The organism is Streptomyces sp. NPDC088707 (assembly GCF_044752725.1).
Taxonomy (GTDB): Bacteria; Actinomycetota; Actinomycetes; order Streptomycetales; family Streptomycetaceae; genus Streptomyces.
This window is the reverse complement of sequence record NZ_JBIVLV010000001.1, coordinates 176,435-188,029: the sequence shown is the minus strand read 5'-3', so window position 1 is coordinate 188,029 and position 11,595 is coordinate 176,435. Positions and strand designations below refer to the sequence as shown.

At 71.4% G+C, this 11,595-nt stretch carries 9 protein-coding genes; 7 read left to right on the top strand and 2 right to left on the bottom strand.

Annotation, left to right across the window (positions count from 1 at the left end; all coding sequences use genetic code 11):
* Positions 1 to 177 precede the first annotated feature (177 nt).
* The 7 genes from ACIP84_RS00940 to ACIP84_RS00910 all read left to right on the top strand — a co-directional run bounded on the left by ACIP84_RS00940 (position 178) and on the right by ACIP84_RS00910 (position 8,678).
* Positions 178 to 750: a 3-hydroxyanthranilate 3,4-dioxygenase gene (locus tag ACIP84_RS00940; protein WP_401792956.1), complete on the top strand. Its 573-nt coding sequence runs from the start codon at positions 178 to 180 to the stop codon at positions 748 to 750.
* Positions 747 to 1,769, top strand: a complete 1,023-nt coding sequence (locus ACIP84_RS00935) for an amidohydrolase family protein (protein WP_401792953.1) — start codon at positions 747 to 749, stop codon at positions 1,767 to 1,769. The genes ACIP84_RS00940 and ACIP84_RS00935 overlap by 4 nt, the downstream gene beginning before the upstream one ends.
* Positions 1,766 to 2,680, top strand: coding sequence for an acetaldehyde dehydrogenase (acetylating) (locus tag ACIP84_RS00930; RefSeq protein ID WP_401792950.1), 915 nt, complete (start codon positions 1,766 to 1,768; stop codon positions 2,678 to 2,680). Before ACIP84_RS00935 ends, ACIP84_RS00930 begins: the two co-directional genes overlap by 4 nt.
* The gene (gene dmpG / locus ACIP84_RS00925) at positions 2,677 to 3,741 is read left to right on the top strand and encodes a 4-hydroxy-2-oxovalerate aldolase (protein ID WP_401792947.1); all 1,065 of its coding nucleotides are present in this window, start codon (positions 2,677 to 2,679) and stop codon (positions 3,739 to 3,741) included. Before ACIP84_RS00930 ends, dmpG begins: the two co-directional genes overlap by 4 nt.
* Positions 3,742 to 3,826: 85 nt before the next feature.
* A complete protein-coding gene (kynU, locus tag ACIP84_RS00920; RefSeq protein ID WP_401795585.1) occupies positions 3,827 to 5,065 on the top strand; it encodes a kynureninase in 1,239 nt (412 codons plus the stop codon).
* A gap of 201 nt (positions 5,066 to 5,266) precedes the next feature.
* Entirely contained in the window at positions 5,267 to 7,045 is a 1,779-nt protein-coding gene (locus tag ACIP84_RS00915; RefSeq protein WP_401792944.1) for a hypothetical protein, read from the top strand.
* A gap of 103 nt (positions 7,046 to 7,148) precedes the next feature.
* Positions 7,149 to 8,678 (top strand): amino acid permease, encoded by a 1,530-nt coding sequence (locus ACIP84_RS00910; protein ID WP_401792941.1) that lies wholly within the window; start codon positions 7,149 to 7,151, stop codon positions 8,676 to 8,678.
* 121 nt (positions 8,679 to 8,799) lie between these two features.
* Here ACIP84_RS00910 and ACIP84_RS00905 read toward each other — a convergent pair whose 3' ends face one another.
* Positions 8,800 to 9,363 (bottom strand): DUF4291 domain-containing protein, encoded by a 564-nt coding sequence (locus ACIP84_RS00905; RefSeq protein WP_401792939.1) that lies wholly within the window; start codon positions 9,361 to 9,363, stop codon positions 8,800 to 8,802.
* A 92-nt stretch (positions 9,364 to 9,455) separates the two neighbouring features.
* The gene (locus tag ACIP84_RS00900; protein WP_401792937.1) at positions 9,456 to 11,429 is read right to left on the bottom strand and encodes an acyl-CoA dehydrogenase; all 1,974 of its coding nucleotides are present in this window, start codon (positions 11,427 to 11,429) and stop codon (positions 9,456 to 9,458) included.
* Positions 11,430 to 11,595: the final 166 nt, after the last annotated feature.

Below are 11,595 nucleotides of genomic sequence, written 5' to 3'. Positions count from 1 at the left end.
GGACACGGGACCGCAGACCACCGAAGCACCGAACGCCGGCGGGCAGGACACGGGACCGCAGACCACCGAAGCACCGAACGCCGGCGGGCAGGAAACGGGACCGCGGACCACCGAAACACAGAACGCCGAACCGCGAGCCGTCGAAGCCCCCCTCTCCCGGAACAAGGAACCACGATCGTGACCATGAAACCGTTCAACCTCCACGCCTGGATCGAAGAACACCGCCACCTGCTCAGGCCGCCGGTCGGCAACGTCCAGATCTGGCAGGACGCCGATCTGATGGTCACGGTCGTCGGCGGCCCCAACCGCCGTACCGACTTCCATGACGACCCCATCGAGGAGTTCTTCCACCAGCTCAAGGGCGACATGGTGCTCCGCGTCATGGACGAGGAGGGGAGCCCGCCGCGCGACATCCACATCCGCGAGGGAGACGTCTTCCTCCTCCCGCCGCACGTGCGGCACTCGCCGCAGCGGCCCGAGGAGGACAGCGTCGGCCTCGTCGTCGAGTTCGCCCGCCCGCAGGGCAGCCGGGACGCCTTCGAGTGGTACTGCATGGAGTGCCACCACCTGGTGCACCGCAGCGAGGTGCAGCTCACCTCGATCGTCGACGACCTCCCGCCGGTGTTCGACTCCTTCTACCGGGACGAGGCGGCGCGCACCTGCGGAAACTGCGGCGCGGCGCACCCGGGCAAGGACTGGCCGGAAGAGCTGCGTCCGCGCACGCGCCGCGACGAGGCGGGCGGCGCATGACCGTCGTCGACATCCACGCCCACGTCTTCCCGGAGATCGGCCGCGCCGAATCGCGGCGGCTCACCGGCTCCGACGACGGCCCCTGGCTCCGGACCACGGACGGCCCGGACGCCGGGATGATGATGACCGGGTCCACCGCATACCGGCCGGTGCGCCGCACCCTGTGGGACCCCGCCGAGCGTGTCGCCGACCTGGACCGGCTCGGCGTGGACATCCAGGTGCTGTCCAGCACCCCGCTGCTCTTCGGCTACGGGCTGGACTCGGAGCGCGCCACCGACTGGTGCCGCACGGTCAACTCCCGTCTCCTCGCGTACGGCTCGTACGCCCCGCACCGGCTGGCCCCCCTGTGCCAGGTGCCGCTCCAGGACACCGAGGCCGCCTGCGCCATGCTCAGCGAGGCCATGCGGCAGGGTTTCCGCGGCGTCCACATCGGCAACCACCTCGGCGACCTCGACCTCGACCACGGCGCTCTCCTGGAGTTCCTCACGCACTGCGCCGAGGAGGACGCCGCCGTCCTCGTCCATCCCTGGGACCTGCCGGCCGGCCCGCGCCACTCCCGGTACATGCTGGCCTGGTTGGCGGGCATGGCCTCCGAGACGCATCTGACCATCCTGTCGCTCATCCTCTCCGGCGCCTTCGAACGACTTCCGGCCTCGCTGCGACTGCTCTTCGCCCATGGCGGCGGCAGCTTCCCCTACCTCCTCGGCCGGGCCGACAACGCCTGGCACCGTCGTGACCTGGTCCGCGCCGACAGCCCCCACCCGCCCTCGCACTACACCCGCCGCTTCTCCGTCGACTCCGCCGTCTTCGACCCCGGGGCGCTGCGCCTGCTCGTGGACGTGATGGGCGCGGAGCGGGTGCTGCTCGGCTCCGACCATCCGTTCCCGCTCGGCGAGGAGGACATCGGCCGCCTGGTGCGGGAGAGCACGCTCACCCCGGAGGAGACGGAGGCCGTCCTCGGCGGCAACGCCGTCCGCTTCTTCGGGCTCACCCCTCTGCTGAAGGAGGCCCTCCGATGAAGGCAGCCGTGATCGGGTCGGGCAACATCGGCACCGACCTCCTCATCAAGATCGTCCGGGGGACGGGACACGTCACCGCCGCGGCGATGATCGGGATCGACCCGGAGTCCGAGGGACTCGCGCGCGCCCGCAGGCTCGGGGTGCGGACGAGCGCGGACGGAGTCGCGGGGCTGCTCGCGCTCGACGACTTCGACGACATCGACCTCGTCTTCGACGCCACCTCGGCAGCCGCCCACCACCGCAACGCGGCCGCCCTCGCGCCGTACGGAAAGCAGATCGTCGACCTCACCCCGGCGGCCCTGGGACCGTACGTCGTCCCGCCCGTCAACCTCGACGAACACCTCGACGCCCCCAACCTCAACATGGTCACCTGCGGGGGCCAGGCCACCGTCCCCATCGTCGCCGCCGTCTCCGCCGCCACACCCGTCCACTACGCCGAGATCGTCGCCTCGATCGCCTCGCGGTCGGCGGGCCCGGGCACCCGGGCGAACATCGACGAGTTCACCGAGACCACCGCCCGCGCCCTGGAGCAGGTGGGCGGCGCGTCCCGAGGCAAGGCCGTCATCGTCCTCAACCCGGCCGAACCGGCGCTCCTCATGCGCGACACCGTGCACTGCGTCGTCGACGACTGCGACACGGCGCGGGTGACCGCCTCCGTGCACGCGATGGCCGCCTCCGTCGCCGCCTACGTGCCCGGCTACCGACTCAAGCAGGAACCGCAGTTCCGCGTCCTGCCCGCCGACGACCCGCTCACCCGGCTCGCCGGCGGCGGGCGACTGCTCGTCTCCGTCTACCTGGAGGTGGAGGGCGCCGCCCACTACCTCCCCGCCTACGCCGGAAACCTCGACATCATGACCTCCGCCGCGCTGCGCACCGCCGAGCGCCTGGCCGAACGGAGTGCGGCCCGATGACCTCGGTCTACGTCCAGGACGTCACCCTTCGCGACGGCATGCACGCCGTGTCGCACCGCTACACCGTCGAACAGGTGCGGGCCATCGCGGCAGCCCTCGATGCCGCCGGCGTCGACGCCGTCGAGGTCGCCCACGGAGACGGCCTCTCCGGCTCCTCCATCACCTACGGCCCCGGCGCGCACACCGACTGGGAATGGCTGGAGGCCGCGGCCGAGGTGCTCGACCGGGCCAGGCTCACCACCCTGCTGCTGCCCGGCGTCGGAACCGCCGACGACCTGCGCCGCGCCCACGCCCTCGGCGTCACCTCCGTGCGCGTCGCCACCCACTGCACCGAGGCGGACATCTCCGCCCAGCACATCGGCCTGGCCCGTGAGCTGGGGATGGACGTGGCGGGCTTCCTCATGATGTCCCACATGGCACCCCCGGCCGAACTGGCTGCCCAGGCACGCCTCATGGAGTCCTACGGCGCCCACTGCGTCTACGTCACGGACTCCGGCGGCCGCCTCACCATGGACGGCGTACGGGACCGGGTCCGCGCCTACCGCGACGTCCTCGACCCCGCCACCGAGATCGGCATCCACGCCCACCACAACCTCGGCCTGGGCGTGGCCAACAGCATCACCGCGGTGGAGGCGGGCGCCCACCGGGTGGACGCCTCCCTCGCGGGCCAGGGGGCAGGAGCCGGGAACGCGCCGCTGGAGCCGACGGTGGCCGTCTTCGACCTGATGGGCTGGGAGCACGGCTGTGACCTGTTCCCGCTGATGGACGCCGCGGAAGAGCTCGTACGGCCGACGCAGGACCGGCCCGTACGGGTCGACCGGGAGACGCTGACCCTGGGCTATTCCGGGGTGTACTCCAGCTTCCTGCGGCACGCGGAGGACACCGCTCTGCGGCACGGTCTCGACACCAGGGACCTGCTCGTGGCGGCCGGCCGGCGGCGACTCGTCGGCGGCCAGGAGGACCTGCTCGCGGACATCGCGCTGGACCTCGTCCGCGAGCGTGACGCCCTCGCTCCCGCACGCGCCGCCCTGCCCGCCGCCCCTCTCGCACCGACGGAGTGACCTCGTGCCGAACGGAACACCGACCGGGAACCGCACAGCGACGCCCGTGGACAACCTCGACGCGGCAGCCGTCGAGAAGCTCACGGTGACACAGACCGAACGCGCCGCCGCACTGGACGCCGCCGACCCGCTCGCCCACGTCCGGGACCGTTTCCTCCTCCCCGAGGGGATCGTCTACCTCGACGGAAACTCCCTGGGCGCGCTGCCCGCCGCCGTGCCCCCGGCCGTCGAGGACGCCGTGCACCGGCAGTGGGGAACCGACCTGATCCGCTCCTGGAACGCCAACGGCTGGTGGGAGGCGCCGGTCCGGACCGGCGACGCCGTCGGCCGGCTGATCGGCGCGGCCCCGGGCCAGGTCGTGGCCGGGGACTCCACAAGCGTCCAGCTGTTCAACACCCTGCTCGCCGCCGCCAGGCTCCGCCCCGGCCGGCGCCTGCTCCTGACCGACCCCGACCACTTTCCCACCGACCAGTACATCGCCGACTCGGTCGGCCGGCTGCTTCACCTGGAGGTCCGCCGGGTGCCCGCGCGCGAGGCCGCCGCGGTCCTCGCCGCCGAAGGAGCGGACGTCGCGGTCGCCGCCTACGCCCCGGTGGACTACCGCACCGGCGAGCTGTACGACATGGCCACGCTCACCGCCGCCGCGCACGCCGCGGGCGCCCTGGTGCACTGGGACCAGTGCCACGCGGCGGGCGCCCTGCCGGTCGAACTCGACTCGCTGGAGGTGGACTTCGCGGTCGGCTGCGGGTACAAGTACCTCTCGGGCGGCCCCGGCGCTCCGGCCTTCGCCTACGTCGCCGCTCGCCACCAGCAGGCCTTCGACCACCCCGTCACCGGGTGGCACGGACACGCGGAGCCGTTCGCCATGTCGGGTACGTACGCCCCCGCCGGGGGCATCACCCGGGCCCGCATCGGCACCCCGGCCCTGCTCTCGCTGGTCGCCCTGGAAGCGGCGCTCACGGCCTACGACGGCGTGGACATGGAGTCCGTACGGGCCAAGAGCCTGTCCCTCACCGGGTACTTCCAGGAGTGCGCCGACTCCCTCCTCGACGGTCTCGGCTTCACCATGGCCACCCCGCGTGAGCCCGGACGCCGCGGCAGCCAGGTCGCTCTCCGGCACCCCGAGGCGTACCCGCTGGTCGCCGCGCTCACCGCGCGCGGTGTGATCGGCGACATGCGCGCTCCCGACCTGCTGCGCTTCGGCTTCAACGCCCTCTACCTCACCCACGCGGACGTACTGCGCGCCGTGTGCGAGCTGCGGGAGATCGTGCTCACGGGCGCGCACCGGGCCGGCGCGTACCAGCAGCGCCCGACGGTCACCTGACCGCTCCGCCCGACGGTCACCTGACCGCGCCGCACGACCACCCGGCTCGCGCGATCCCCGAGGTCAGCGCAACCGCCCGACCACCGCGCGACCGGGTCCACGCCGGTCGGCCACCTCCGTGCCGGCGTACCGCGCCGTGCTCCGAAGCGCCCGGCACCCCGTCCCGCGTCCGTTCTCCGCCGCCGAGACCCTAGGACAACCATGCCATCACTCCGTACCAGAGCCACCCTGGCCACGGCCGTCGCCGCGGCCACCGCCGCGACCCTCCTCGTGCCGGGCGGTTCCGGCGTCACCACCGCGAGCGTCACCGCGACCGCCATCGCCGATCCGAACATCCCGGAGGTCTGCGCCGACCGGCGCCCCGAACCGGCGGACCCCGGCGCGTACGGCATGCAGCTGGACGACACCTTCCGCCACCCCGCCCTCACACCGGTCGACGAGGAGCACGAGCACACGTTCCCGGGCCGCAACAAGGGCTACGACACCCGCTCGTACATCAAGAACATGAAGGTCGAAGCCGCTTACGAGGGAGCGGACTTCACCCCCGACCACTTCCACACCTGGCAGAACATCGTCGACTTCGACGGCCGCCGCTACATGTTCCAGTACGACCGCTCCGAGGGTCGCGTCTACGACATCACCGACGTGAAGAAGGTGAAGGTCGTCGAGCGCATGAGCCGCCAGGACGTGGACGGCGACGAGACGCGGTCCAACGGGACCTGGGCGGCCAACGACTACTGGGGCGCCTCCACCATCCAGTGGAACAGGAAGCTCGACGCCTACGTCATGGTGCAGAGCTTCGAGGACAAGCGGCAGATCCAGGAGCTGACTGACGAGCCGGAGCACGACAAGTACAACAACCCGGAGGGCGTCAGGAAGCTGCGCGAGAAGCCCGGACTCAAGGGCTTCAAGGTCTTCCGCCTGGACGGCCCCCGCAAGAAGGACTGGAAACTCCTCGCGACCGTGTCCACCGACGCCACCCAGAAGGACCCGCTCGGGAGCGACCCCGGCACGCCGCAGCAGGGCTCCGGTTCCCTCGACACGCCGTACTGGACCGGCCAGCGCTACATGTTCATCGCGACGGCGCCCGACGACACGTACTCCCGCACCGAGTACCCCACCAACCTGCACTCGGCCGGCTACCAGTCCTGGGACCTGGCCGACCCGGCCCACCCGAAACTGCTCGACACCTGGCACCTGCCGGGCCAGCGGACCGGTGAGGACGCGGCGTACCGCAAGAACCCGCGCTGCGGCAACCGCACCAGCTGGATGGGCGCGCGCATGCCGCTCTTCATCCCCAAGCCCGTCGAACAGGGTGGTCGATACGCGTTCGCGGCCATGGGCGGGTACGGCCTGACCGTCCTCGACATCTCCAACCCGGCCGACCTCAGGACCGTGAGCCACCTGGACCTGCCGCCGTCCGTCGCGGGCACCGAAGGCGACAACATCGACGTCTCGCAGTACGAGCGGACCGGGATCGTCTACTACTCCGGCTACCCCCTCACCGAGGACTGTTACGAGCCCTACAAGGACGTCTACCAGATCGACGCGAAGGATCCGAAGAACCCCCGTGTCGTGGGCGTCCTGCCGCGCCCGACCCCGCCCCCGTCGGCCGGGTTCACCGACTTCTGCCAGCGCCGCGGCAGCTTCGGCCCCAAGCGCACCGGCTCCTACACCAACCCGGGACGGCACACCCCGGGCGTGCTCGGCTACGGCTTCTACAACGCGGGTGTGCAGTTCTTCGACGTCTCCGACCCGGCCGCGCCGAAGATCGACGCCTACTTCGTCCCGAAGGCGTACGGCAGTGGCACTCCCGACTACGCGTACGGCAACCAGACCCACGGGGTGTACGTGGAGTGGGACCGCAACATCGCCTGGGTGCTGACCAACCACGGCATCTACGCGCTGTCCTCGCCGAAGGTCCTGGGCAGGCCCGACCTGAATCGGCCCGAGAAGCCCTTCCGCACCAGCGAGTTCTGACCCGCGGCTCGCTGCCGGGGCCGGTCACGCCGGCCCCGGTGCGGCCCCCCTCCCACCCTCACGGGGCCTTCCCGCTCCGCACCCGTACAGAAGGACTCCTGCCATGACCGCTCCCGAAAGACCCGCCAAGGACCCCGCGTCCCCTCCCGCCACGGCGTTCACCGCTGCCTCGCCTTCCGTCGAGAACGGTGCGAACGGCGAGATCGGTGCGAGCGCCGAGATCGGTGCGAGCGCCGAGATCGGTGCGAACGGCGGGCCGGCGAAGGCCACGGGCCTCGTCCGCTCCCTCACGCCCCGCCAGACGACGATGATCGGCCTGGGCTCCGCGCTCGGCACCGGCCTGTTCCTCGGCTCAGGATCGGCGATATCCGCCGCGGGCCCCGCGGTGATCCTCTCGTACGCCCTCGGCGCCGTCCTGGTCGCCGTCATCGCGGTCCTGCTGGGCGAGATGTCCGCCGCGCATCCCGTCCAGGGCTCCTTCGGAGCCGTCGCACACACCTATCTCGGCCCATGGGCCGGCTTCGTCACCCGCTGGATGTACTGGTTCAGCGCGGTCGTCGTCATCGGTACGGAGGTCGTCGCCTCCGCGCTCTACATCCGCTGGTGGTGGCCGGGCGTGCCGATGTCGGCGGCCATCCTCGCCGTCGCCGCGGTGGTACTCGCGGTCAACGTCATCAACGTGAAGTCCTTCGGCACCACCGAGTTCTGGCTGTCCACCATCAAGGTGACCGCGCTCTGCGCGTTCATCCTGTGCGCGGCCTTCCTCGTGTTCTTCGGCCTGCCGGACACCGGGGCGACCGGCTTCGCACACCTCACCGACGACGGCGGGTTCGTGCCGCAGGGCGCCAAGTCCGTCTGGGTCGCCATGTCCGTGGTGATGTTCGCGTACGCCGGATTCGAGGTAGTCGCCATCGCGTCGGCCGAGGCCACCGACCCGCAGCGGTCCATCCGCACCGCGATGCGCCAGCTCGCCTGGCGGCTCAGCGTCTTCTACGTCCTGGCGATCACCCTGGTCGTGGCGCTGATCCCGTGGCGCCGCCTGGCCGCCGGAGACGGCAGTGTCGAGGCGAGCCCGTTCGTGCGGGTCTTCTCCGACGTCGGCGTCCCCGCCGCCGCGACCCTGACCAACGCCGTCGTGCTCATCGCGGCCGTCTCCGCGGCGAACGCGCACCTGTACGGTGCCTCCCGACTCCTGCACTCCCTCGGCGACGACGGCCTCGCCCCGACACCCCTGGCCCGCCTCACCTCGCGCGGTGTCCCGGCCAACGCCCTGGCCGCCTCCACCCTGGGAATCGCGGCCGCCGCACTGCTCGCCTTCTACGACATCGGCGGCATCTTCGGCATCCTGATGTCGATCGCCCTCTTCGCGGTGCTGCTCGTCTGGCTGTTGATCCTCGCCTCGTACGTCGCCTTCCGGCGGCACCGGGACAGGCATCCGGGGGAGTTCACGGGGTTCAGCGTCCCCGGGGGCAGCAAGCTCGCCGTCGCGGCCGGGGTGGGCGTGCTGGCCGTCGCCGCCACCGCGGTGGAGGTCCCGGACATGCGTCAGGCGGCCGGCATCGGCCTCGCGTTCACCGTCGTCCTGCTCGGCTGCTACGCCCTGACCTCGCTCCGCCGGGCCCGACGGATCTGAGCGACGGGAGCCGCGCGAACACGAGGACACTCGAAAGGGGAGGGGTACTGGTGCGCCCGTGCTTCCGCGGGTAGGGGGTGAGGGTGGTGGCCTCGGTCCTGACGGGCGGGGCCACCACCCTCTAGCGGGGGGTGAGGATGTCTGCCAGCGCCTGGGGCAACGCGTAGGTGCGCTCCGGAGGAAGCAGCCGCTGTGCCTTGGTGGCGTGCCCGGTTTGCACCAGCGTTGACGCCTTGCGGATCTGAGGGGTGAGGTCGGTGAGGCTGACGATCCAGTCGTCGGTGAACGTGCGGATCAGGTGGCGGCCGATGCCGACCTGGATGCTGTAGTGGTTCAGTGCCGCTCCGCGCGGCGATCGTTCCGGGTCCCACTGGACGTGTACGGCCGCCTGGGCCACCGCAGCCGGGTCGGCGGTCGTCAGCACGGCCCGGGACAGTGCCTCCTCCCAGCCTTCTCGAGTGATCCGTACCGCGAGAACGCGTTCCTGACCTGGCTTGCGGGCCCAGTTGCTGCGGTGCATCAGCCACATGAAGGACGGCTTGATCCATGTCATTCGGTGGAACGAGAACGGCGCGACGAAGCGGCCCGCCCGCAGTGCCGCGTCAGCGATGGCAGGCGAGTACGCCTGATAGACCACGATGGTGCGGGCGTCGTAGTCGGCACGGATCTGATACGGGGGCGTCATGCGCCGCACCCTGCCATCCGGCCCCCGGCTCGGCGAGGTGATTTTCAGCGTGCAGGGGGTCCGGGTGGGCGGGAGACGCGGTCGGCCCGTCGTCAGGCCAGGAGGTCCGGCGCCCGCAGCATGCGCGGCGGGATGGCCCAGGCGTCGACCAGGTCGACGGCGAGGGGGCGGATCTTGCGGCACAGGTCGTTCACCTCGCGGCTGATCGCCTTGGATCGCTGGACGGTCAGGCGGCCGTGCTCCATGAACCAGGCCCGGTCCGCCTCGATCGTCGACAGTGCGAACAGGTCGCAGAGCAGCCCCAGCGCGACCTTGTTGCCACCATCGGGGTGGGTCTTGCACGCGTCGACGAACGACTCGAGGACGAGCCGCTCGACATGGGCGCGGGCGAGGGCGATCACGTGGTCCTGGACCTGGGAGAAGACCGCGCCGGGATCACGCCTCCGGTCGACGCCGGCCTTGAGGCGGCGGGCCAGGCCGGCGAGCATGTGCTCCTCGCGGTAGCGCAGCATGGCCAGTTGGTACTCCGAGTCGAGCAGCCCGGCCTCCCGGTCCCACTCGTCGCCACCGGGCAGCAGGTCGCGCACCCGCTCCAGGAGTTTGTGGGCCGAGGTCTTCTCGATGACGGTCTCGACCGCCAGGCCTGTGACGTAGCGGACCATGCCGAGCTGGTCCAGATCCTCGAACTCGCTGGCGTGGTCGGTGAGCAGGCCCTTCGCCACGAGCTGGAGCAGGACGTGGTTGTCGCCCTCGAAGGTGGTGAAGACGTCGCTGTCGGCCTTCAGGGCGGCGAAGCGGTTCACCGCGAGATAGCCGGCCCCGCCGCACGCCTCGCGGCACTCCTGCACCGTGCGTGTGGCGTGCCAGGTGCCGAGCGCCTTGGTGCCGGCGGCCCGCGACTCCAGACGACGGCGCGCCTGCGGGTCGTCGTCGCCGGAGAAGACGTCGTGGAGCTGCCCGCGGACCGTGTCCTGCGCGAAGTGGAGCGCGTACGTGCGGGCGAGAAGCGGTAGCAGGCGGCGCTGGTGCATCCCGTAGTCCAGCAGGAGCTGCTCCTCGGCACCGGCAGCTGAAGTACCCGTGGATGCCTCGAACTGGCGTCGGCGTACGGCGTACTTGACGGCGAGGGTGAGGGCGACCTTGGCGACGCCGACTCCGGCCCCGCCGACGCAGACCCGGCCCTGGACGAGCGTGCCGACCATGGTGAAGAAGCGGCGGTTGGGGTTGTCGATGGAGCTGACGTACGTGCCGTCGGGGGTGACGTCGGCGAAGCGGTTGAGGAGCGCCTCGCGCGGGACGCGGACATCGTGGAAGCGGATGCGGCCGTTGTCGACGCCGTTGAGGCCCATCTTGCGGCCGTCGTCCTCGATCTCGACGCCCGGCACGACCTCGCCGCCGGAGCGCAGCGGTACGAGGAGGGCGTGGACGCCGCGGGCCTCGCCGCCGACCTCCAGCTGGGCGAAGACGACCGCGAGCTCGGCGTGGCGGGCGGCGTTGCCGATGTAGTCCTTGCGTGCCGCGTCGCCCTCCGTGGTGACGACGAACTCCTGGGCGTCGGCGTCGTAGCGGGCGACCGTCCCGAGCGCCTGGACGTTGGAGCCGTGTCCGGTCTCGGTCATCGCGAAGCAGCCCATCAGCCGGCCGGCGATCAGGTCCGGCAGGTAGGTGTCGTGGTGGCGCGCGGTGCCCAGGTGCAGGATGGCACCGCCGAACAGTCCGAACTGCACCCCGACCTTGACCAGCACCGACAGGTCGCCGAAGGCCAGGGTCTCGAAGGCCGCGACGGACGCGCCGATGTCGTCCCCGCCGCCGTACGCCGCGGGGAAGCCCATCCCGGTCTGGCCGGTCCCGGCCATCTCGACCACGATGTCGCGCACCCGCTCACGGAACGCGTCCATGCCGAGTCGTTCAGCGTCCTCGAGGACGGAAGCATGGGCCGTCAGATTGCTCCGGACGAGGTCGCGGATCTCCGCGTACTCTCCGTCGAGCAGCCTCGCCAGGGCCTTGACGTCGATCTCGGGCTGGACGTAGCCGCTCGCGGCGGCGGAGGTGTCGTCAGGTGCCATGGATCTCCGCTACCCTGCCGGCCGCGGGTCACACCGGACGTGACCATGCGCCGGGGCGGTGGCGCGACGACGCTGTCGGCGGCACCATTCCGTACGGTACGAGGAAGGCCTGCTCCGTTCGGAGGGCTGGTTCGGACGAAGGGCCGGTCCGTTCGGTGGGCCGGTG